The 23,401-nt window shown below is 60.3% G+C and carries 17 protein-coding genes and 1 pseudogene; 13 read left to right on the top strand and 5 right to left on the bottom strand.

Features of this window, described 5'->3' with window-relative positions:
- The first annotated feature begins 86 nt into the window (after positions 1-86).
- Together DW892_RS00370 and DW892_RS00365 are read left to right on the top strand one after the other, a co-directional pair.
- Positions 87-308 (top strand): hypothetical protein, encoded by a 222-nt coding sequence (locus DW892_RS00370; RefSeq protein WP_117757910.1) that lies wholly within the window; start codon positions 87-89, stop codon positions 306-308.
- 23 nt (positions 309-331) lie between these two features.
- Positions 332-1,270 (top strand): CPBP family intramembrane glutamic endopeptidase, encoded by a 939-nt coding sequence (locus tag DW892_RS00365; protein WP_158566126.1) that lies wholly within the window; start codon positions 332-334, stop codon positions 1,268-1,270.
- Here DW892_RS00365 and DW892_RS00360 read toward each other — a convergent pair.
- Entirely contained in the window at positions 1,267-3,405 is a 2,139-nt protein-coding gene (locus DW892_RS00360) for a YgiQ family radical SAM protein (RefSeq protein ID WP_233546735.1), read from the bottom strand. The genes DW892_RS00365 and DW892_RS00360 overlap by 4 nt on opposite strands.
- A gap of 253 nt (positions 3,406-3,658) precedes the next feature.
- On the opposite strand from DW892_RS00360, the gene DW892_RS00355 reads away from it, so the two are divergent.
- Positions 3,659-4,378, top strand: a complete 720-nt coding sequence (locus DW892_RS00355) for a YoaK family protein (RefSeq protein WP_117757907.1) — start codon at positions 3,659-3,661, stop codon at positions 4,376-4,378.
- A gap of 79 nt (positions 4,379-4,457) precedes the next feature.
- On the opposite strand, the gene DW892_RS00350 is transcribed toward DW892_RS00355, so the two are convergent.
- Complete coding sequence (locus DW892_RS00350) at positions 4,458-4,994, bottom strand: hypothetical protein (protein WP_117757906.1); 537 nt, start codon at positions 4,992-4,994, stop codon at positions 4,458-4,460.
- A 414-nt stretch (positions 4,995-5,408) separates the two neighbouring features.
- On the opposite strand from DW892_RS00350, the pseudogene fucO reads away from it, so the two are divergent.
- The 3 genes and pseudogenes from fucO to DW892_RS00335 all read left to right on the top strand — a co-directional run bounded on the left by fucO (position 5,409) and on the right by DW892_RS00335 (position 9,380).
- Positions 5,409-6,574, top strand: a pseudogene (fucO, locus tag DW892_RS00345) (lactaldehyde reductase).
- 274 nt (positions 6,575-6,848) lie between these two features.
- The gene (locus DW892_RS00340; RefSeq protein ID WP_117757905.1) at positions 6,849-7,868 is read left to right on the top strand and encodes a M42 family metallopeptidase; all 1,020 of its coding nucleotides are present in this window, start codon (positions 6,849-6,851) and stop codon (positions 7,866-7,868) included.
- Between the two features lie 138 nt (positions 7,869-8,006).
- Entirely contained in the window at positions 8,007-9,380 is a 1,374-nt protein-coding gene (locus DW892_RS00335) for a DNA-binding protein (RefSeq protein WP_117757904.1), read from the top strand.
- An 8-nt stretch (positions 9,381-9,388) separates the two neighbouring features.
- Here DW892_RS00335 and mnmA read toward each other — a convergent pair whose 3' ends face one another.
- Together mnmA and cysK are read right to left on the bottom strand one after the other, a co-directional pair.
- Positions 9,389-10,720, bottom strand: coding sequence for a tRNA 2-thiouridine(34) synthase MnmA (gene mnmA / locus DW892_RS00330; protein WP_255415156.1), 1,332 nt, complete (start codon positions 10,718-10,720; stop codon positions 9,389-9,391).
- Positions 10,671-11,609 (bottom strand): cysteine synthase A, encoded by a 939-nt coding sequence (cysK, locus tag DW892_RS00325; protein WP_089572177.1) that lies wholly within the window; start codon positions 11,607-11,609, stop codon positions 10,671-10,673. Before cysK ends, mnmA begins: the two co-directional genes overlap by 50 nt.
- 253 nt (positions 11,610-11,862) lie before the next feature.
- On the opposite strand from cysK, the gene DW892_RS00320 reads away from it, so the two are divergent.
- Positions 11,863-12,291: an Rrf2 family transcriptional regulator gene (locus DW892_RS00320; RefSeq protein WP_089572175.1), complete on the top strand. Its 429-nt coding sequence runs from the start codon at positions 11,863-11,865 to the stop codon at positions 12,289-12,291.
- 140 nt (positions 12,292-12,431) lie between these two features.
- On the opposite strand, the gene DW892_RS00315 is transcribed toward DW892_RS00320, so the two are convergent.
- Positions 12,432-12,797 (bottom strand): phage holin family protein, encoded by a 366-nt coding sequence (locus DW892_RS00315; RefSeq protein WP_117764937.1) that lies wholly within the window; start codon positions 12,795-12,797, stop codon positions 12,432-12,434.
- Between the two features lie 324 nt (positions 12,798-13,121).
- Here DW892_RS00315 and DW892_RS00310 point away from each other — a divergent pair, with 324 nt between their 5' ends.
- The 6 genes from DW892_RS00310 to DW892_RS00285 all read left to right on the top strand — a co-directional run bounded on the left by DW892_RS00310 (position 13,122) and on the right by DW892_RS00285 (position 23,391).
- Positions 13,122-13,421 carry a YerC/YecD family TrpR-related protein gene (locus DW892_RS00310; RefSeq protein ID WP_022094855.1) on the top strand — a complete coding sequence of 100 codons (300 nt, stop codon included), beginning with the start codon at positions 13,122-13,124 and terminating at the stop codon, positions 13,419-13,421.
- Positions 13,422-13,607: 186 nt separating this feature from the next.
- Complete coding sequence (locus DW892_RS00305; RefSeq protein ID WP_117764935.1) at positions 13,608-16,778, top strand: PD-(D/E)XK nuclease family protein; 3,171 nt, start codon at positions 13,608-13,610, stop codon at positions 16,776-16,778.
- A 3-nt stretch (positions 16,779-16,781) separates the two neighbouring features.
- The gene (locus tag DW892_RS00300; RefSeq protein WP_117764933.1) at positions 16,782-20,399 is read left to right on the top strand and encodes a UvrD-helicase domain-containing protein; all 3,618 of its coding nucleotides are present in this window, start codon (positions 16,782-16,784) and stop codon (positions 20,397-20,399) included.
- A gap of 194 nt (positions 20,400-20,593) precedes the next feature.
- Complete coding sequence (locus DW892_RS00295) at positions 20,594-20,752, top strand: DUF3284 domain-containing protein (protein ID WP_117764931.1); 159 nt, start codon at positions 20,594-20,596, stop codon at positions 20,750-20,752.
- A gap of 86 nt (positions 20,753-20,838) precedes the next feature.
- A complete protein-coding gene (locus DW892_RS00290; protein ID WP_117764929.1) occupies positions 20,839-22,053 on the top strand; it encodes an MFS transporter in 1,215 nt (404 codons plus the stop codon).
- 483 nt (positions 22,054-22,536) lie between these two features.
- The gene (locus DW892_RS00285; RefSeq protein ID WP_117564499.1) at positions 22,537-23,391 is read left to right on the top strand and encodes a PRD domain-containing protein; all 855 of its coding nucleotides are present in this window, start codon (positions 22,537-22,539) and stop codon (positions 23,389-23,391) included.
- The last annotated feature ends 10 nt before the right edge of the window (positions 23,392-23,401 follow it).

Raw genomic sequence — 23,401 nt, 5'->3', positions numbered from 1 at the left:
GGCCAATCGGGTTGCCTTCACAGCCCGTCGCCCAGCCGCGTGGCCCGCATCTATCCGCACCACCGTCGTTTCAAAAAGGAAGCGCCATGGCAGAACACATGACCCCGGTTGTCGCGAAGGTCTTGCCCGAGGAGAAGGCAGCCTTCGCGGCGGCAACCCAGCTCGTGGGCACCACGCCGTCCAACGCCATCCGCATGTTTATCGCCGCGTTCAATCGTTGCGGCACCTTTCCGTTCGACATCTCGCCCAACGGGGCCTTCGGCAAAGACTGTCCCCAACAACTAGTCGTTGAAGAACGTCCCCAATGACTAGTCGTTGGGGACGTTCTTATATGACTACCCGTCGAGAGGAGGTTGGCATGCTCAATGCGATGATTTGGGCGCTTGCCTGTTTTGGCGTCGTCGCTGCCGATATAGCCCTGAGCGTCGTTTTGTTCTCCGCCCTTGGCGTCGCATCGGTGTTCATGGGTTTTTCAATCGATGACCTCGACATTCAATTGCTTCAGGCCGTCGCGCAGACGGTATCGTTTTTGATGGCGCTGCTGTGGTGGCGTTATCTGTGGCCGCGCTCGTTTATGGTGCGCTGGCAGGGCGAGCGCCCGCTTGGCGGGGGAGCAGGCAAAGCATGGAGGCGCATCGCCTGCGTTATCGTGATCGGCCTTGCCCTGCAGGTGGTCGTTGGCTACGTGACCGACGCCGTGCTGTCGCTGTTGCCCGAGGCGGCGGCCGATTACAGCGAGCTTGTCGAGGAGACGGGCATGGGCGACACGAGCTATCTGGCCGTCCTGACCACGGTGCTCGGCGCTCCGTTTTGCGAGGAACTGCTGGTGCGCGGTATCATTTTTGAGTTTTCGCTCCGAGCGTTTAACCCGCAGTGCCGTCCGCTCTGGAAACGCCGGCGCCGCGCGAACGCGCAAGACGGCGCCATGGTGCCCTGGGCGGCGCCGGACAAGCGAGGCATCGCCGCGGCGATTGTGCTGCAGGCGGCGGTCTTTGGCTTTATGCATATGAACTGGGTGCAGGGCTGCTACGCCGGCGCCGCCGGTCTGGTCTTTGGCTGGGTGCTCGTGACCACCGGAAAGCTCCGCTACACGATTCTGCTGCACTTTGCCTTTAACGCCGGGTCGTACCTCATGGGCCTGCTGTGGTTTGTGAACACGCCGCTCGACGTGATAATCACGGTCGCGATCGCCGGCGTGATCCTGGTGGAGGCAATGCGCTCGCTGCGCCAAGCGTGTGGGATGGACGCAGCGAGTGCACCACTTCGCTAGTTGCGGCGACCGCCTCCGTTGGCACCCTGACGCCCCTGAGCTGCGCGGTTGCGGCCTGCGGTGTTCTGCGCGCGCGACATGCCGCCGTGACCCTTGCTGCCCTTAGGCCCCTTGCCAGCGCCGGCGTCACCGTGCGGCTTGCCGCCCTTCTTGCCGGTGCCATGCCCACCGCCAGCAGACGTCTCGCCCGGGCGCGGCGGTACGGGACGGATCAGGCAATGCTTGGTGTAGCCGATCAGGTCACGACGCCCGGCTTTTTCCAGCGCCTCGCGCACGAGCTTGTAGTTCTCGGGCTTGCGATACTGGATGAGCGCGCGCTGCATGGCCTTCTCGTGCGGGTCGCGCGCTACATAGATCGGCTCCATGGTGCGCGGGTCCACGCCGGTGTAGTACATGCAGGTCGACATGGTGGACGGGGTGGGGTAGAAGTCCTGCACCTGCTCGGGCATGTAGCCCATGTCGCGCACAGCCTCGGCAAGCTCCACCGCTTCCTTCATCGTCGAGCCGGGGTGGCTCGAGATCAGGTACGGAACCACGTACTGCTTGAGTCCGTATTCACGGTTCAAGCGCTCAAATTTGCGACAGAACGCGTCGTAGACGGCGCGGCTCGGCTTGCCCATCACGGAGAGCACCGCGTCGCTCACATGCTCGGGCGCCACGCGTAGCTGGCCCGAGACATGGTGCTCCAGCAGCTCGCGCAAAAACTCGTCCGAGGCATCGGCCATGGTGTAGTCAAAACGGATGCCGCTGCGGACGAAGACCTTCTTGACGCCCGGCAGCTGGCGCAGGTCGCGCAGCAGCTGCGTGTAGCCGCTCTCGTCGACCACCATGTTCTTACACACGCTCGGCCATAGGCAGCGCTTGTTCTTGCACACGCCGTGCTTGAGCTGCTTGTCACAGGCCGGGCGGCTAAAGTTAGCCGTCGGTCCGCCCACGTCGTTGATGTAGCCCTTAAACTCGGGATCGCGCGTGAGCAGCTCGGCCTCGCGCATGATCGAGTCGTGGCTGCGCATCTGCAGTACGCGGCCCTGGTGGAAGGTCAGCGCGCAAAACGAGCACTCACCAAAGCACCCGCGGTTGGAGCTGATTGAAAACTTGATCTCGGCAAAAGCCGGCACGCCGCCCGCTGCGTCGTAATCGGGATGCCAATCGCGTGCGTAGGGGAGTTCGGCCACCTCGTCCATCTCGTCGGTGGTAAGCGTCGCGGACGGCGGGTTCTGCACCACATAGACGCTGTTGGGGTAGGGTTCTACCAGGCGATGCCCGGTGATGGGGTCCATGTTCTGCTGCTGCACGTTAAAGCTGCGCGCGTAGTTGAGCTTATCGGCGGCAAGGTCGTCCCAGCTGGGCAGCAGGTCGTAGTCGTAGACCTCGTCGAGCGAGCTGGTGCGGTAGACGGTGCCGTTGATATAGGTGATCTGATCGATGGGCAGGCCCGCGTCGAGCGCATCGGCGATCTCGACGATCGCGTGCTCGCCCATGCCGTAGATGAGGATGTCGGCGCCCGAATCGAGCAGCACCGAGCGCTTGAGCTTATCCTGCCAGTAGTCGTAGTGGGCCAGGCGGCGCAGACTCGCCTCGATGCCGCCGATGATGATGGGGGCGTCCTTGAACGTCTGGCGGATGAGGTTGCCGTAGACCGTGACGGCACGATTGGGGCGGTGCCCCTCCTCGCCACCGGGGGTATAGGCGTCGGTGTGGCGGCGGTGCTTGGTCACCGAATAGTGGTTGACCATGGAGTCCATGTTGCCGGCACTGACGAGAAAGCCCAGGCGCGGCTCGCCGAGCACCGTGATGCTGGCGGGGTCGGTCCAGTCGGGCTGGCAGATGATGCCCACTTTGTAGCCGTGCGCGTCGAGTACGCGGCTGACGATGGCCATACCAAAGCTAGGGTGGTCCACGTAGGCGTCGCCGCAAATGTAGACAAAGTCGCACTGGTCCCAGCCGCGCGCATCCATGTCGGCGCGGCTGACGGGGAGGAACTTGTCGCGGCCCGGACGCCAGGGGCGTGAGGGCGCTGCCTGGGCATGAGTGGCGTGGCCACCCTGGGCCTTGCCGCCACGCTTTTGCTGCTGGCCGCGCTGGGCATGCTTGCCGTGCTGGTTGTGCTGAGCGTCCTGGGGCTTTTTTGCCACGATTCCTCCCGTTGTTAGTATGCTGCACGTAATTGTAACCAGTCTTTTTGGGACGGGGCTAAAAAGACTGGTGGAGTACATGAGCTGGCGGATCGGCGCGTCGATGCGGGTGCCGTTTGTTTCCAGACTGTGTATCCCCGTGTCGAAGGAGCCGTCTCGCGCGCACGCCATGTTGTCAATGGGTTACAGTATGAACGGCGGCTATGTTTCCGCCAACGCACGAGAGGGTCGTCAACAAGGAGGATGCACGACGATGCAGCGTGCCAAACAGATATCGGAGTCCATCGAACTGGGCATTATCCTGGCGCTCGCCGGCGGCTTTATGGATGTGTATTCGTACATTGGGCGCGACCATGTTTTCGCAAACGCGCAGACGGGCAACATCCTGCTTGTGGGCGTGAGCATCTCGGAGGGCAATTGGGCACTTGCGGGGCGCTACTTCTTCCCTGTGGTGTCGTTTGCCGTGGGCATTATGCTTGCCGACCTGGTACACGAACGGTTTGGCAGCGTGATTCACTGGCGCCAAGTGACGGTGTTCTTTGAAGCCGTCATCTTGCTGGGCGTGAGCTTTATCCCGGGCGGCAATTTCAACCTGCTCGCCAACTGCCTCACCTCGTTTGCCTGCGGCATGCAGGTCGAGAGCTTCCGCAAGATCCACGGTCACGGCATCGCTACGACCATGTGCATCGGCAACTTGCGCAACGCCCTGCAAAACGTGGACGATTACATCATCACCCACAAGCGCGGCTTTTTGGAAAACGGCCTGCTGTACTTTGGCGTGATCTTCACCTTTGTGTTTGGCGCCGTGCTGGGCAACTGGTGCATCGAGCGTATGGGGCTGCACGCCATTGCGGTGGCGAGCATGCTGCTGTTTATCGCGTTTGCCATCATGTTTATCGATCGCGAACGCGACTTGCACAGGAAATGGGCCCGCATCGTAGCTGACTGGCAGACCACGAGTCTTAAGCGCTAAGGTGCATGTTCGTAACAACATTCAGGAGCCAGAAAAACTATCTAGCTCCTGAATGTTGTTACGAACTGCTTTTTGCGATTTATTCGAGATGCTCTTCAATCCGAGCCCTAAGAAGGGCAATGGCTGTAGGTATTCCAATTGCGGCGGCTAATTCGGCTTTATCCAAAACCTGTATGCTAAAGCACGATTGTTTATCACATTGAAGGACGATAACTGAAGATAGCTTCACTTCCTGTTGGCTGAATATATCGTAATCTCCAAATAGGAAGTTACCTTTTATTGCGTAATTCGGTATGTTCGTTACGCACTTCATCTCAAGTCTGTTTAGACCATAATCGAACACCGCAACTTCCTTGTGTTCGATGATGAGCGCAACCCTGGGCATGTTGCTAAAGCCACCGTCGACGACAGTGAAGAGTTTTTCATTCGCATCGTCATAAACGGTATATTTAAGACTCGATAGCTGTCCTAGTGGACCCGTGAACCCATGTCTTTTGATGTTGAGGTTGTCTCCCGCTGGGTTGATGAGAGCCAGAGTATGCGGATAAGGATTACCTTCAATTGAGATTCGATATTCGTTTGTAGCCGTCTTGCTCGATTTAGGACCAGTAGCCATCACGCGTCATCGCCTCGATCGAATTGGAACCGTCTTCTACTTCGTGCGGAGAATTGCGCTGTACGTTGCGGTACATGCAGCTGCAATAACCGCATGGGCAATTTCTAACAAAATGAATGCGCTATTTGCTGCATGCATTTTATTTACTATAAAGTATCCTTTTATAAACGTATTGTCAAACATATATTGCTAAAACAGAAACAATTTATAGACTGAGTTGGTCGTATTCTTTGGGCGATTGCTCCTATAATCTAGCCTTCGCTGCTGTCGGGAGGGAAGGACTGGGGCTCCGTTATTATGTTGAAACGCTTTAACACTTTTGACGTTCTCACGCGTTTTTTGTTTCAAAAGCGTTAGGATGGAACTTGCAGCGCGGGGCGTAATGGGTGCCCCGCACACGATGGGAGGCTATCAATGGCTAATCGTTTCGTTCTCAACACCATTTCTTATCATGGTTCCGGCGCCATCAAGGAGATCCCCGGCGAGCTCCAGCGTCGCGGCTACAAGAAGATCTTCGTCTGCTCCGACCCCGATCTGGTCAAGTTTGGCGTTACCGCTAAGGTGACCGACGAGCTCGACGCCGCCGGTATTGCTTGGAGCCTCTACTCCGAGATCAAGCCCAACCCACTATCCAGAACGTCAAGGACGGCGTCGAGGCTTTCAAGGCCGCCGAGGCTGACGCTATCGTGACCATCGGTGGCGGCTCCTCCATGGATACCGCCAAGGCCATCGGCATCATCATCAACAACCCCGAGTTCGCCGATGTCCGCAGCCTCGAGGGTGTTGCTCCCACTAAGAACCACGCCGTGTTCACCATCGCTGTGCCGACGACCGCCGGTACCGCCGCCGAGGTGACCATCAACTACGTCATCACCGACCCCGAGAAGGTCCGCAAGTTCGTGTGCGTCGACACCAACGACGCCCCCGAGGTCGCCGTCGTCGACCCCGATATGATGGCTTCCATGCCCGCCGGCCTGACCGCCTCTACCGGCATGGACGCTCTGACCCACGCCATCGAGGGCTACACCACCAAGGGCGCTTGGGAGCTCTCCGACATGTTCCACTTTGAGGCTATTAAGCTGATCAGCGAGAACCTGCGTGACTCCGTCGCCGAGGCCAAGTCCGGCCAGCCCGGCTCCGGCCGCGAGGGCATGGCCCTTGGCCAGTATGTCGCCGGCATGGGCTTCTCCAACGTTGGCCTGGGCATCGACCATGCCATGGCTCACACCCTGTCCGCTCACTACGACACCCCGCACGGCGTCGCTTGCGCCATGCTGCTGCCGATTGCCATGGAGTTCAACAAGCCGGTTTGCGCTGAGCGCCTGGCCAAGGTTGCCGTTGCCATGGGTGTTGACACCACGGGCATGAGCACCGACGAGGCTGCCGACGCCGCTATCGCCGCCGTCAAGCAGCTCTCCGCCGACGTGAACATCCCGCATGTCTGCGAGGCCATGAAGGCCGACGAGATCGAGGTCCTGGCCAAGGACGCCATGGCTGACGCCTGCTTCCCGGGCAACCCGCGCGAGGCGACGCTCGACGACGTCATCGAGCTCTTCAAGAAGATCTGCCCGGCTGCCTAACCTGGTTCGGCGGGCCCCGCCCGTTAGCCCCAGAATCGTCCTCGGACATGTCGGAGGCCCCGCTGCGCACTACGTGCGGCGGGGCCTCCTTCTGTCCTGCGGAAAGATTCTGGGGCTAACGGGCGGGGCCCGCCGGCTCGTTGTCGTGGCGGGCGCTGTTCGGAAGAGCTCGATGGGTCATCTCGCTGGGTAAATATTTGTGCGTGATGGTATCGTTGTTGGGGCTTTTACTGATTACGGGATGTTGACTTTGGAGTTGTGGATGGTGTCCCAAATGGATTCTACGCTTGGTTTTATTACTGACCAGCTTAAGGCGCTGACTTCTATTGCCTCGCCTACGGGCTTTACTCGTGCGGCGACTGATTATCTGATGGAAACCCTGCGCGATATGGGCTTTGAGCCCGAGCGCTCCAATAAGGGCAATGTGCTGGTTGAGCTCGGCGGCGAGGGTGAGCCGCTCGTGTTGGCGAGCCATGTCGACACGCTTGGCGCCATGGTGCGATCCATTAAGGACAATGGCCGCCTGCGTCCGACGACGCTCGGTGGGCACCAGTGGTCCACGGCCGATGGCGAGAACTGCACCGTCTACACGCGTGGCGGCAAGGTCTACACAGGCGTGGTCCTCAATACCGAGCCTTCGGCGCATGTGGCCGATGAGCCGGTCAAGGCCATCGAGAAGAACATGGAGATCCTGCTCGACGAGAACGTTGACAGCAAGGACGATGTGCTCGAGCTGGGTATTCAGACTGGCGACATCATCGCTATGGATCCGCGCACCATGGTGACGGAGAGCGGCTACATTAAGAGTCGCTTCCTTGACGACAAGCTGTCGGCGTCGATTCTGCTGGGCTTGGCGCGTGCCGTCGCCGCTGGCGAGGTGACGCTCTCGCGCAAGGTGTCGCTGCTCTTTACCGTGTACGAGGAGGTCGGTCACGGCGGTGCCTTTGTGCCGGCCGACACGCGCGAGATGATCAGCGTGGACATGGGCTGCGTGGGCGACGACCTGGGCTGCACCGAGCGCATGGTTTCGATTTGCGCCAAGGATTCGGGTGGCCCCTACAACTACGATCTGGTGACCACGCTGTCCAATATCGCGCGCGAGCTTAAGCTCGATTACGCCATCGATGTGTACCCGCATTACGGTTCCGACGTCGAGGCCACGCTCTCGGCCGGCTACGACATTCGCCATGGTCTGATCGGCCCCGGCGTGTACGCGAGCCACAACTACGAGCGCAGCCACATCGACGGCGTGCGCAATACCTACGAGCTGGTTCGCGCCTACGTTCAGCGCTAGGGGAGCAGCTTGCGACTCGGCTGACCAATCGCTAAGGCCCGATTTCTCGGGCCTTTTTTCACTTTGGGTTGTTTAGTATTATGATGTCTGTAATCTATTAACTAAACGTGTAAATTACTTAACGAGGTGATGCGGTGTATGGACACGTCTGAGTACTTGTCTATGGGTGATGCTGCCCGCCTGTTGGGCGTTACGAAAGCCCGCATATCTCAACTTGCCGCATCGGGAACGCTTGTGTGCGATATTGTGGGCGGCCGGAAGTTGGTCGAGTACAATTCTGCGCTCGCCTATCAAAAGGTCCGCAAGCGAGGACGCCGTCCTGCGGCCGATGTGGGACGCAAGTTTACGCTGATGTCGGCCGACCATGAGGTCGCGCATGTCTCATTTGATCCGACGCGTGAGTTTCCCTTCGAAATCGCCGAGGTCCTCGATGCGCAACGAATGCCGTTTGGCACATGCTCGAGCTCTTCTCCAACGGTGAATAAGCGGGAGCTCAACGCGTGGTGGGGGCATCGGTCGGTGCCCGATGTTCGTCCTGGGCTTATCTCGCGCTACCGCGAGCTGGGAATTGCCAGTGGCATTGAGGTGCCGGTTCAGTGCCTGGGTCTCTCGCTTTCGGATTGCTATTGGCTGCGGCCGGCCGATTGCGCCGAACTCAAATGGCAAAACATCAATTATTTTGAGAACGAATTTGAGCGATCGGCGCCCGAAGAGCGTTCGGGTTGGCTGGAAGGCATCGGTCTTAAAAATCCGGATAACACGTCCGAGGGCGAGCTTCCTAAATCGTGGATGATCCGAAACGGCATTCGCATTTTGGCTAAAGGACGCGGCATGGACGATCAGCGTCCCTTTAACGAGGCGGTTGCAACGGCTCTGCATCGTCGCTTGCTGTCGGAGGGCGAGTTTGTTCCTTATACGGTTGAGCGGATGTTCGATGGCCCTGTGTGTCTGTGCGACGACTTTCTTGACGGCCGCGAGGAATACGTTCCGGCTGTTTACGTTAAGGGCGCACTTGGTAGCCAGCGGGGAGACTCGACATACGATCGATACTGTCGCTACCTTGGCAAGCATGGTGCCGATGAGGTCGCTGTGAGAAGGTCTATGTCGCAGATGATTGTCTGCGATGCCCTTTTGGCCAACAGCGACCGCCATTGGCGAAACTTCGGCATCATCCGTAATGTCGACACCCTGGAGATAAAACCTGCACCGCTGTTCGATAGCGGCAACTGTCTGTGGTATAACGTGCCAACTGTCTTGCTCGCGGCTGGGGAGTTTGGGTTTTCCGCTAAGCCGTTTGGGCCCGACCCTTCCGCTCAGCTGGCGCTTGCGGACTCGCTCGATTGGTTCGATTCATCGCGGCTCAACGGATTTGTTGATGAGGCGATCGAGATTCTTTCGCAGAGCGAATGGGCGACGGCGGAGGGTCGACTCGAGGCCATTTGCCGCGGCCTCGAGCGTCGCGTAATCGAGGTTGGTGCCGCTGTTGAGGTACTTCGACACGTGCAGCGATAAACCCACGGCTACTTAAGTGCGCCGGTCACGGTACCGCCGCCCAGGACGATGTCGCCGCGATAGACTACAACGGCCTGGCCGGGGGCGATGGCTCGTTGCGGCTCGTCAAAAGTTAGCAGCATTTGTCCGCCGGCGCCACGTGTAAGGGTTGCTGCCTGGTCTTTCTGACGGTAGCGGTACTTGGCGCCCACGCGGATGCCGCCGGCGTCGAGCTCCGCCTCCATGTGGTCGGCGGGGGCGCTCCAGATCCAGTCGTTGGCCGTGAGCGCTGTGGCCGCCAGGTCCTCGGCCTCGCCCAGATGCACGGTGTTGTTGGCGGCGTCGACGCCCGTTACGTACACGGGATGCGCCATCGCAACGCCCAGGCCCTTGCGCTGGCCGATGGTGTAGCGCAGCGCGCCGTTGTGGCGCCCGACCACGCTGCCGTCGCGCCACACAATGTCGCCCGGTGCAGCGGGATGTCCGCAGCGGCGCTCGATATAGCCCGCGTAGTCACCGTCTGGAATAAAGCAGATGTCCTCGCTTTCGGCCTTCTGGGCGTTGGTAAAGCCCTGCTCGGCGGCTATGCGGCGCACGTCGCGCTCTTTGTCTAGGCCTGCCAGCGGAAAGATCGTGTGTGCCAGGCGTTCCTGCGTAAGCGAATACAAAAAGTAGCTCTGGTCCTTTTTGGGATCTTCGCCGCGATGTAGCTGCCAGGTGCCGTCTGCCGCCTGGCTTGTTTTGGCGTAATGTCCCGTTGCGATGTAGTCGCAGCCCATATCCAGCGCCGCATCCAGCAGCGCGCCAAACTTAATGTGGCGGTTGCAGATGATGCACGGGTTGGGCGTCAGTCCTTCCTGGTGGGCGTTCACAAAGCACTCGATCACGTTGCGGTCGAAGGTCTGCTGCAAGTCGAGCACATGGTGGGGTATCCTCAGGCGCTCGGCGACGGCCTTTGCATCGGCGATGTCGCAGTCGACTTTGCTCATACCCGTGGCGGGGTCGGGCGCGGGGCAGGTGAGACGCATGGTGGCGCCGATGCATTCGTAGCCCTGGCGCTTGAGCAGATACGCGGTCACGCTGGAATCGACGCCGCCGCTCATGGCGACGAGCACGCGCTTATTGTGCATGGGGAGGTTCTCCTTGGTGGCATGTGGCCAAAAAAGAAAAGCGGCGCGGGAGGCTGGTTCCGCGCCGCAGACATTGTAGCAAGTTCGGGCGTCGTGTGGGACACCCTGTTGGGATGGGCTCAGGCAGCCAGAAGAGAGGGCAGACCGGCGTGCCTTGGGTCTATCGACAAGTGACGGGCCCTTAGTCCTGGAACAGTGCCGTGGACAGGTAGCGCTCGCCGGTGTCGGCAAGCAGGGCCACGATGGTCTTACCCTCGTTCTCGGGGCGCTTGGCCAGCTGCAGCGCGGCCCACACGGCGGCGCCGGACGAAATGCCCACGAGCACGCCCTCCTTGTGGCCTACGGCGCGGCCGGTGGCAAAGGCGTCGTCGTTCTCGACGGGGATGATCTCGTCGTAGACCTGGGTGTCGAGGACGTCGGGCACAAAGCCGGCACCGATACCCTGGATCTTGTGCGGGCCGGCCTGGCCCTTAGAGAGCACCGGGGAGGTGGCGGGCTCGACGGCGACGACCTGAATCTCGGGGTTTTGCTCCTTGAGGAACTCGCCCACGCCGGTCACGGTGCCGCCGGTGCCGACGCCGGCGACGAAGATGTCGACCTTGCCGTCGGTGTCGTCCCAGATCTCGGGGCCGGTCGTGGCCTTGTGAATGGCCGGGTTCGCGGGGTTCACAAACTGGCCGGCGATGATGCTGTTGGGGGTCTCCTTCTGCAACTCTTCGGCCTTGGCGATAGCGCCCTTCATGCCTTTGGAGCCGTCGGTGAGCACGAGCTGCGCACCGTATGCCTGCATCAGCTTGCGGCGCTCGACGGACATGGTCTCGGGCATGGTGATGATCACCTTGTAGCCGCGGGCGGCCGCCACCGAGGCGATGCCGACGCCGGTGTTGCCGCTCGTGGGCTCGATGATGGTGTAGTCGCCGCCACGCACGAGCTTGCCTGCCTTCTCGGCCTCGTCAATCATGTTCTTGGCGACGCGGTCTTTAACGGATCCGGCGGGGTTGAAGTATTCCAGCTTGACGAGCACGCGGGCCTTGAGGTCCTCATCGGCCTCAAAGTGGGTGAGCTCCAGGAGCGGGGTGTGGCCGATAAGCTGATCGATGGACGTGTAAACCTTGCTCATGATGAACCTCCAAAGTGTTCAAATGACTGGATACCGTGTGGTTTTACGGTGTGTCTAGCAGCTAAACCCATAAACCTTATAGGTTGTTCGTTTAGCTGTTGGGAAGCATAGTAGACACCAAAGCCTAGTAATGCAATAGGAAATAGGAGATTATTGCAAGTTGATTAACCATCTTGACCGGAACGGGTATTTTCAAAGCCAATTTTTCGGCTAGAATTTCAACGGACTAAAAGACCGAAAGGCAGCACTATATATGTTGGTTTCCACAAAGGGCAGATATGCCCTGCGCGTTATGGTCGACCTGGCCGAGCATCAGGCGGCCGGTCGCATCCCGCTCAAAGAGATCGCGGCGCGCCAGGGGATTTCGGAGAAGTACCTCGAGAATATTCTGGCTACGCTCGTGCGCGCCAACATGCTCTCGGGCATGCGCGGCAAGGGCGGCGGCTATGTGCTCACGCGCCCGCCCGAGCAGTACACGGTGGGCGAGATCTTGCGCCTGACCGAGGGCAGCCTGGCGCCGGTCGCCTGCCTGGATGGCGACTGCAAGGGTTGTTCGCGCTCTGACGAGTGCCCCACGCTCGACGTGTGGAAGAACCTGGACAAGCTCATCAACGACTACCTCGACGGTGTGACGCTTGATCAACTTGTCGCTCCCAACGAAGGCTACGACTACGTGATCTAGCCCACCTGCCATTTGGGGACGGGGTGGAAATGGCAGATTCTCTCGCCCTTTGAGACTTGGCAAATAAGAAGGCCGCCCATTTTTGTGATGGGCGGCCTTCGTTTTGGGCTGTTGAGACGGGCGCGGCCGGAATGGCCGTTTTAGCCCTCGGCGATGCTGTCGAGGATGCTGCGCATCATGGACACCAGGATGCTGCCCATGAAGGCCGATCCAAAGCTGGCGATGGAGATACCCGCGCCCAGCAGATTGACCGACAGATAGCTGGCCAGCTCGAGCATAAAGCTGTTGACTACGAGCTGAAAAATACCCAGCGTAATGATCGTGAGCGGCAGCGAGATAACCGTCAGGAACGGCTTGACGAGCGAATCGACGATGTTCAGGAACAGTCCCACGAAGGCGAAACAGACCCAGGCCTCGGCAAAACCGAAGGGCTGGATGCCGGGGACGAGGAACGTGGCAATCGCGATGGCGATCGAGGTAAAGAGCCAGTTAAGCATAAAGCGCATGGTGTGAATCCTTTCTTGCGCAGGGTGCGTCGGTGTCGCGTGAAGCGGTTTGCTGCGGCAGCTTGGACGGCCGCTCGGGTGTGCCGCCTTGTTCGGCCGCCCATTGTCTCAGATATTCGTGGAGCTTACGTGCGCATTCGGTTTCAAAACGGCGTTCGTCCTGAAAAACGCGCCGCTGGCAGAGAGTCTTGTCGCTTTAGTTTGGTGGTGTGCTACACTGCTACGGGCAAAAGCCACAGGCGTTGCCCTATTGCATAGAACGGGCGAACGATGCCCGATGTCAGTATCAACTTCGATGCCTTATGGCGGGTTTGGCGGTGATCGATGAATATCGAGAACATGTTTGACAAGCCTGATGTCAAGCAGCTGGTCCACGCATTTAGTCTTTTGGATGACGAGAAGGATATCCAGGCGTTTTTGACCGATATCTGCACGCCGCGCGAGATCTGCGATCTTTCGCAACGTCTGCAGGTTGCGCGTTATCTGGATGAGGGCGAGCCTTATGTTGAGGTTCAGGCCCGCACCGGCGCTTCGTCCACTACGGTGAGCCGCGTTTCAAAGGCACTCAACGGCGAGTACGGTGGCTATCGTAAGATCCTCATCAAGCTGGAGGATGGCGAGTAGGCCAACGGCAACAAACGAATCAGCCGGAGCCGCCCCTTCGGGGGCGGTTTTTATGTGTCGAAATTGATCCCTTGGGGACGGAGGAAAACGGATCATCGAGGGGATCTGGTGCATTGGGGGCAGGTTGTCCGTGCGGGCGGGTAGGATAGATGTGTTGAATATTGCGAACAGTTTGAGTGGAGGACCATGCCTGTTCGAATCTATACCACTAATGCCGGCACGGATTTGAGCGATGCCGAGGCGGCGCTGCTGGCCGACCTGGTTGCCCGCCACGGGCGCGCTGTTCTGTTGGCGCCAACATTTGCCGAGCTCGACCTGTGCCGCCATGATGCGGCAGAAGCCGGGGCTTCGCTGGGCATCGACTACAAGACGCCCACATCGTGGCTCCGCTCGCTGTGGGAGCTTATGGGCGATGGCCGCAGCTTTGTGGATAACCTTCAGCGCCAGATGCTGTTCTCGGACATGATCGACCGCCTCGACGACGCCGACCTGCAGCCGCTTTCGCGCAGCCAGGGCACGGTGCGTATGCTCGCGCGTATGGCTCGCGATGTGCTGCCGGGTGTGGCAGGGACAGGCACCGAGCGTTGCTGCGACAACGTTTGCAAGCCCAAGCCCAAAAGCGACGCCGAGGCTCGCGTGTTTGAACTTTTGTGCGCCTATGCGCGCGGTTTGGACCGTCGAGATATGGTCGAGCCCTGCGAGGCGGCTGACATTATGGCCGGCGCTTTGGCCGACAACCTGCCGGGGTGCGCCCGCGCCGTTTGCGTGCGCGGCGTCACGTCATTTACGTATAGCCTGCTCGAGCTGCTGTCCGCCGTGGCAAACAACGGGGGAGAGGTTGTCGTGCTGCTTGCCCGCGAGCAAGCGGCGATGCGCGAGGATCTTGCCGCGGCATTTGATGTCCGCGGTGTGCTGTTTGAGATCGCGCCGCTGGGGGAGGGCGCCGCCGCGCCCCAGACTGCCTCCAAGTCCGCTGCTCAGCCTGCCTTTATTGAGGTCGCCGGCCCCCATGCCCGTGCCCATGCTTATGCGGACGTCATCGATAAGTTGGTGAAAGCGCACAAGGAGTCCAAGGACGATAAAGTTGCTGCAACACCCGCCGACCCCGTACGCGTGCTCGTTGTTTCTGCCCGGGCACCCCAGCTGTTCGGCGAGCTTGCCGCTCGTTTGGCGGCGCGCCACGTTGCTGCCGAGACGGCCGAGTTCACGGCGTTTTCCCAATCCATTGCGGGCAGGCAGTTCACGGCGCTCGCCAACCTGATCGAGCGTATGAAGGCCGCCGACGAAGGGGCAGCTTCTAAGACTGAGTGGTGGCCCGCTCCGGAGCTTACCGACTGGATTTACAGCCCGCTTTCGGGTGCCGACGCCGCCAGCGCGCGCACGTTCGACAGGAATATGCGACTGTCGCGCAGCAAGACCACTGCGGGCGTCAAGAGCCTGCTGCAGAGCGTGCAGGGCCAGGTGAGGGGCGCGCGTAAAGCGGCGAGCGACGAGAACTGGTTTAAGAACGTGCCGTGCGTGATCTCGGACGTGTTCCAGGCGCTGTGGCGCGACAAACCCGTGACGGCGCTCAAGGCCATGCTTGCCGTTGCCGAGGCACTGCCCGATCGCGCACTTGGCGGTCTCGACGGTCAGGCCCGTCGCCAGGCGGAGGTGGCCCTGCTGCGCCATGTCATCGACATCCTTATGAATGGCGCCCGCGCGCTCGACGTGTCGCAGGCCGCGACCGTGCCCGTGCTCGATGGCGTTCGCACCAAGGTGGACAAGCGTAGCACCGCCTACGATTACGAGACCTACGAGGTTGACCGCGCGCCGCGTGCTCAGGTTCGTTTTGCTTCGCTTGCCGATGCGGCGGCTCTGCGCCCCGGCACCTACGATGCCGTGCTGTTTGCCGATGTCGATCTGGACAGCTATCCGCTCTCACATGAGGAGGGTCCGCTGGCCACGCTGACGGCGAGCCTTGGTCGCGAGGGCGTGACGCTTGAGCCCGCGGCCTTGCTGCGCGTGCGCTTTGGCCACGCGATGCAGGCGGCACGCGGCCCGGTTGCGCTTGCGCGCGTGACGCACGATCGCCAGGCGCGTGAGTGCTATCCGGCTGCCGCGTGGACCGAGTTGCGGGCGCATGCCGAGGCCGCTGAAGCTGCTAAGGCCGCAGACGCCGACAAGGCAGCTGACGACGCTAAGGCCACTGACGACGACAAGGCCGCAGGCGCCGACAAGGTGAATTGCGTGGGCGAGGGCGATATCGTAAGGGACTTCGATCCCGCAGCAGGCGAAGGTCTCAAGTGCGAGCGCGTGACCTGTGAAGCCCCTCAGCATCTGAGCGCCGAGGCCGTTCCATATCTGGTCCTGCGCCGTCGCGATGGCGAGGGCGAGGATGCACCGCTGGTACCGCGCCTGACGTCTGCCTCGCAGATCGAGGCCTATTCGACTTGTCCGCTATGCTGGTTCGTCTCGTACCGCGTGAAGCCCCAGTCCATCGACGCCGACTTTGGCAATATGGAGAAGGGCAACTTTGTCCACGACGTGCTGGAGCACCTGCACGCCCGTCTGCCCCAAGAGGACATGGAGCGCGTGACGCCCATGAATCTGCCGCGTGCACAGGAGCTGCTGTACGAGGTCTTTACCGAGACCCTGGCCGAGCACGCCGGCAAGCGAGGCACGGAGGGCCCGCTTGTGCCGCTCTCCCCGGTGGAGGAGCGGCAGGTGGCCGAGATTTTGCCGCAGCTGGAGGGCGTGCTTGCCTACGAGTCCGAGGCGCTTGCCCCCTTTGCTCCGCGCTATCTGGAGTTTGCCTTTAACGATCTTAAAGTTGAGTATGCCGGCTGGCCGCTCGGCGGGCGCATCGACCGCGTGGATGTGGATGCCGAGAATCGCGCCGTGGTAATCGACTACAAGCATCGTTCGGGTGTCGAGGAGTTTAAGCTCGCCGACCCCACGGTTCGCGACGAGGAGTCGGGTGAGGCCCCCATCGATGATCCGCGCTGGCTACCGCCCCATACCCAGACACTCATCTACGCGCAGGCCATGCGCCGGGCGCTGGATTTGGACACCCGCGCGGCGCTCTACTTTTCGACCAAGGGCGGCAAGCCGGCGTTGCGCGGTGCCGCGAGCGCCGAGCTGCTCGAGGAAGAGCGCGGTGACGGCCGCATTCCGGGCCTTAAGAAGGGCTTTCCGGGCGAGGGCGGCAACATGGACTTCGATGCGCTGCTCGACCGCGTGGAGGCCGGCATCGCCGAGCGCTTGCGCGAACTCGAGGCGGGCGACGTCGCCGCTGTCGATCCGACGTCGGCGCAGGCCGCGCATGCGCGCTGCTCGTATAACCACGAAGGAACGTTTGTAAGGAGGGACGTGTAGACCATGGATCTTTCGACTTTGATGCCGCAACAGCTGCAAGTCGTCAAAACGCTCGACCGCCCGCTGTTTGTCTCGGCGGGCGCCGGTTCGGGCAAGACCTTTACCCTTACGCGCCGCATCGTCTACGCGCTCTCGCCCGAATCCGGTCCGTTTGTCGAGCATCTGGACCAAGTGCTCGCCATTACCTTTACCAAAGACGCTGCGGCCGAGATTCGCGACCGCGTGCGCCGTGCGCTTATCGACGAGGGGATGGACGAGGAGGCCCTGACGGTCGACGACGCTTGGATTTCGACCATTCACGGCATGTGCTCGCGCATCCTGCGCGCGCATGCGCTGGAGCTGGGCATCGACCCCGAGTTCACGGTGCTTACCGATACCGATGAGCTTATGGATCAGGCTGTTGAGCATGTGCTGGGGCGCGCGACGGCGCCCGATGCCGCGTCCGAGCTCGCCGCTTCGCTCAAGGCCCTCTACGCTTGGTATCCCATGGCGGGCGAGGGCGGGCAGTTTGGCGCCGGTACCACCATCAAAGGCCTGGTGCGCGACCTGCTGGAGCTCTCGAGCCAGCTGCCGGGCGGGATGGACGATGTGTGCGTGGCGCGTGGCCAGGCCGACACCTCGGCGCTTGCCGATGCCTATCGTGCGGCGCTGGGCGCAAGCAAGGCCACGACCGAGAAAGCGCAGGTGGCGCTCGAGGCCATCGACGCGTTCGAGGCGAGCGGCAAGACCATGGCGGATGTGGCGCGGCTCATGATGTCATGCAGCATGCCTCGGGCGAGTAAGATGTTCCCAAAGGAGAATGTCGAGCTTCTCAAGGCAGAGGCTGCCGACACGTTCGTCAATATTGTGCTGGCTTGCGGTGACCCGGCACTTGATGCGCTGACGGGGCTTGCCCGTGCCGTAGAGACGGAGTACCGTGCGCTCAAGGCTGACCAGTCCGCACTCGACAATAACGATCTGTTGCGCATGGCATACGAGGCGCTGCGCGATTATCCCGCCATCCGAGCCGCCTACGAGGGCCGCTTTAAGATGGTCATGATTGACGAGTTCCAAGATACCGACCAGATGCAGGTCGATCTGATTCGCTATCTGACGGGCGCGGGGGAGCGCGCGCTGTGCACCGTGGGCGATGCGCAGCAGTCGATCTACCGCTTCCGTGGCGCCGAGGTCGAGGTATTCCGTCGCCAGGAGCGCAAGGTGGGCTCCTCTGCTGCGCCCGAGACGGCTGCCGTCTCCGATGCCCCCGCCGGCGAGCTCGTCAAGCTCGTGCGCAACTTCCGCAGCCACGATGAGGTGCTGCGCTATGTGGCGCGCGTCTTTGACGGCGATACTGGTGGTTTGATGCAGGGGTTCTTGGATCTTGAGCCGAGTGACGATCGCGAGGACAAGCTCAAGGCAAAGGCTTCGCGCCGCCAGGCGGTCTTCGTTGCCGGTGGCAGCACGCAGGAGCGAACGCAGGCGAAAGCTCGTGCGATTGCCGAGCGTTTCCGCGCGCTTGCCGATAAAGAACAGCCCCAGGGCAGCATGGTCCTGCTGCTGGGTCGCATGACCAACGCCGATGTCTATGCGCAGGCCTTCCGCGACCAGGGGCTCGACTGCGTCATCGCGGGCGGCTCGGTCTTTGCCCAAGCAGCCGAGGTGCAGACGGTGCGCGCCCTGGTGTGCGCGCTTGCCAATCCGGCCGATACGGCGCAGGGCCTTATGCCGCTGCTGGCCTCGCCGATGTTTGCGCTCGGCGCTCAGGAGTTCCTGGCGCTGGCGACCAAGCTCGATAGCGAGACGGGTGAGACCTCGCGCCGGAATATCGACGCGGGCATCATGAGCGATTTCGACGTGCCGGGCTTGCAGGGCTTGCCACTCGTGACGCGCGCCCGCGAGGTGCTACGCTACGCACTTCGTCGCGTGGGGCGCGATTCGTTCGCCGCCGTCGCGCGCGACGCGGTCAATGCCTCCGGCTGGTTCGTGCGCCTGGCGCAGCGCGGTCCCGAGGGCAAGGCCATTGCCGCCAACGTGCTCAAGGCTCTCGACGCCGTGGCCGAGGCGGAGGCCGAGTTCGGCAACTCGCCGCGTTCCATCGCGCTGGCCTTCGACCGCTTTTTGGCGGGCAAGGAAGCCCCGGGTGCCCTCAACGAGGAGGGCGACGGCGCGGTACGCATCATGACGGTGCACGCCTCCAAGGGTCTGGAATATCCGGTCGTGGCGGTCGCCGAGTGTTTTGGCGTGCGCAAATCGTCCGGTGCGGCACAGATGGGTCGCGTCGACGGCGGGGCGCAGGTCGTGGCGCTGCCGGCACGCTTCGACGGCGTTAAGCTCGCCGACGGAACCTTTGTGAAGGGCGACGACGTCAAAAAGCAGTTTGAGCATGCGTTTAAGGGCAAGGGCACGTCGCTGTGGCTGCCGCCGGAGCTCATGGAGGACGTCTGTGCGACGGGTTCTCCCGCCGAGGCATTCGTTCGCCTGCGCAACGATGACCTGCGGCTCTCGCTCGAGGAGCGGGCCCGCTTGCTCTACGTCGCCATGACGCGAGCGCGCGAGTTGGTCATTTTGGCGATGGACGCCGGCGTGAGCCGCGGCAAGGTGACGGCGCCGACCTTCGATGTCGAGACGGATCTGACCTACGACGTGCTGCGCCGCATCCTGCCGACCGACAGTCTGGACATGCCGCAGCTCGATAGCGACCGTTTGGTGTTCGACAACTCCCAGCCGGGCGACTACGAGCTCATCTCGCTGTCGGACTTTACGTTTGGCGAGCAGGCGTTTGAGGCTAACGCTTCGCTGGATGCCGAGGGCAGGCTTGTTCGCGGCGATGTCGATGTCGCTGATAATGCTTCGCGCTCAACTGTGCCCGGTCCTGCCGACCCCAAGGCCGATTCATTTGAGCTTGTGTATCCCCAGGCAGCGGGCGTGCGCATGGGCATCTGTCCGTATCCGATGCGTGACTCGTATAGCTACTCGTCAATCGCCGCGGCGCTGCATGCCGAGGCCGAGGACCGTGCCGCCGAGACGCGCGTGCCCATGGACGAGGCTGGCGATGATGCGGAGTCGGATGGCTCGGAGATGACGGATGCAGACGTGGCCGCCGTTGAGCCTGCCGGCAACCCCATGGCGCTGGGCTCGGCGTTCCATGCCGCCTGCCAGTGGCTGATCGAGATGGGTGCCGATGAGCTGCCCGCTGAGCGTGCCGATGCGCTAGCGCGTCTGTGGCGCCTGACGCCGGAGCAGCGCGAACGCTTCGACGTCGCCCTGGACCGCTGGCTCAAGTCGGCTGTTCGTGCCGACCTGCTCGCGTGGCCGTGCGTTCGTGCCGAGGTGCCGTTCTTTTCGCTGGGCTGCGAGGACAAGGACATTGCCCGCTACGGTGCATATGCCGAGGGCGCCATCGATGCACTGGCGACCGACCCGGCTGATCCGTCACGCGCACTGGCCATCGACTACAAGACGGGTGGCACGCCGGATGAGACACCCGACCAGCTGTTCGAGAAGCACGCCCTGCAGGCGCGCGTTTACGCTGATGTTCTGCACAAGGCGGGCTTTGAGGCCGTGACCGTCAAGTTCGTCCGCGTGGAGCAGGCCGATCCCGCCAACCCCTGCGAGCCCCAGGTGGTCACCTACAACCTCTAACCCTCAACAACCTGCGGTGGAATCCCTATCGATTCCACCGCAGTCTTTTTGGACGGGGCTCTTTTAGCTACTTTGGGCAAACCCACACGGCCGCCCCGGAATAAAGCCCTCAATCGTCCAAATAGCACCGCAACGCATGGGAGAGTCTGGGACGGTACAATAGCCCGAACGGTTCAAACGAATAAGGAGCTATCATGCAGCTCACCAAAACGCTTGAGGTGACGCCGGAGGAGCTTTTTGACGCTCTGGCGGGGTCCATCATGCAGGATATCGAGAACGCCACGGGCAAGTGTCCCAGCCGCAACAAGCTCAACGGCTATAAGTACGAGAAGCGCCCATACCGCAAAAGGTAAGGTGACTCTTCATCGGAAACCGTGAACGCTTCGGGTTTTGAGTCAGTAGCGAACAGCCCGACAAAAAATGTTGTTGGAAGTGCCAAATGAATAAGAATGCCGCTACGCAACTGCACATCTATTCCGCCTTTTTCGTTCTCGCGGGATTTGTTTTAAATCGGGGAGTGTTTCTACTTTTCCTTGCGGATAAAGGAATGTCTGTCACGGAAATCGCGCTTTATCAAGCCCTGTACAACATTGCAACGGTCGTCCTCGAGCTGCCAACAGGGCTGGTAGGCGATTTCTTTGGAAAGAAGTTCTCGATTCAAGTGGGCGTTCTGCTTCTTTTCTTCCATACGGCTGGCATGCTGTTGCTCTCAGGCCCCTTTCTCGTCGCGCTTTCCCTTGTCGAGGCACTCGCCTACTCCCTTCAATCGGGATCCGAACAAGCACTTTTATATGAAATTGCCCGAAATGCCGGTCAAGGAGAGCGCTTCCTCACCATCAACGCTCGGCTGCTTGCCGCGCAATCAATCGCGACGGGAGTGGCAATCGTACTTGGATCATTCATTGCCCAAGTATCTTGGAGTGCCCTCTACGTATGCGTTTCCGTTTTCTATCTCCTGCAGCTTTTCCTTCTGTATCCCATTGAGAGGATGGAAACGGCCCATTCCAAAAACTCTGGGGAGGAAAGGTTTGACGTAGCCAAGATCTTCAGACGCGAAACCTGGAGCATTGGAGAATCCGCTTTTGCGGTGTTGCTTCTTCTAATCGGCACAAGCATGCTCGATGGATTCTATGGGAGTTATTACAACTTGAATCAGTTGGTATTCGACGCATTTGATGCTCCCGTCTCCATAATAGGAATCTTTTTCGGTGCATCCTATGCAGTAAATGCGACGGCCTACATTGCAGCAGATTTCTTCTCATCGCGTTTCGGGAAAAGAAATACCATGCTCGGCTCGATGCTAATCGAGGCCGGTCTTTTCATGATTCTTCCGTGGTTCGCTTCAAATCCGCTGTGTTTGTTTGGCCTTAGCATGGTGCTTTGTTTTCTCCCAGAAGTGGTGTACATCACTTCGGAAAACTTAATCCAAGACGCGATAGCGGACGATCTCCGCGCGACGATCCTTTCCGTCGCGTCTCTGGTAAGGGCTCTCTTTTCTGCAATGTTTTTCTCCATATTTGGATATGTGTTGGGGTTATATCCCATTCAGATAGCGCTCGGTGTTATTGGCGCAATCGCGATAGCAATTACCGCCGTTGTTTCTTTAAATGCAGGCGCGCGTCTATTCGGATGTTCTGCACAAGGCGGGCTTTAAGACGGTGACGGTCAAGTTCGTCCGCGTGGAGCAGTCCGATCCCTCCAACCCCGCCGAGTCCCAGGTGGTCACCTACAACCTCTAGCTCACCAGGGCCGTCCGCACGCCCAGTCTCCCCATAACTTGCGGTGAAATAGTTCCTGTTTTACGGCCCAGCTGGCTCCAGCAGGAACTATTTCACCGCAACTCAGAATCAGTCGGGGGTGCGGATTACGCGGATGAAGTTGCCAATCAAGGGTGCGGATTACGCAAATTTACACTTGACGTTCATCTCGGGTGGGCCTATAAATACATGTGATGGGTTGTTATCCCTTTGGGGAGCATGGCCATCCGGATTCCGTTCGTTATTCAATTGCACATATATTCGGGTGTCACTTTAGGGCATGACCGTAGGCAAGTAGGGTGCTGCTTTCTGCCGAGGTCATGCCCTTTTTGTTCAGCTCCGAATGAGTGCCCTATCATCAAGAGAGGAGGTGCATCGATATGCTGGCGATCAGAAAGCTCAACAATAACGCCGTGATTTGTCGAGATAGTCGCGGTCGCGAGGTCGTGGCGCTCGGCAAGGGTGTCGGCTTCGGTGGTGACTTCCCCCGGGAGCTCGCGATGGACCATATCGAGCGCACGTTCTATAGCATCGATGCCGAGGGGCAGCGTATCATGCAGGATCTTCCTGCCGATGTGGTGCTGTTTACGGCAAAGATCATGGATATTGTAGAGAACGAGCTGCCTTACGAACTCAGTCCCAACGCCGTGCTCATCATGGCCGACCATATCGCCTTTGCGATTGCGCGGCAGAGGAAGGGCATTCGTTTTGATATGCCCCTTACCTATGATGTGCAGCAGCTTTATCCGCTGGAATACAAAATCGGCCGCTACATTACCGCGCGCGTGCGGCAGGAGTTGGGCGTCGAGCTGCCGCGCGAAGAGGTGGCAAGCATCGCCATGAATCTGGTCAATGCAAAGACTGGGGCAGAGGTTACTGTGGCAAGCGATCGCGCCCAATCGTTTGAGCGCCTGCTCAACGATGTCACTGATATCGTCGAGTACGATTTCCGTACCATCATCGATCGGGAGTCTTTTGAGTTCTCACGGTTTGCGACACACGTGCAGTATCTGTTCAAGCGTATCAAGGGTAACGATAGCCTCAGCAGCGCCAATTTGCCGCTTTATGCGAATTCGCGCGAGGAGTTTCCCGAGCTTGCGCAATGCATCGACCACATCTGTACCTATATGAAGCGGGAATGGCATACGGAGCTCACCGACGAGGAGAAGCTTTACTTCATGCTCCATGTCAACCGTATCTGTACGAAGGCGGAATCCGGCACAGCCGGACGCTGACAACCCAGGC

The sequence above is a fragment of the Collinsella sp. AM40-7AC genome, from assembly GCF_003468125.1.
GTDB classification, from domain to species: Bacteria; Actinomycetota; Coriobacteriia; order Coriobacteriales; family Coriobacteriaceae; genus Collinsella; species Collinsella aerofaciens_O.
This window is presented reverse-complemented; position numbering and strand designations above follow the sequence as displayed.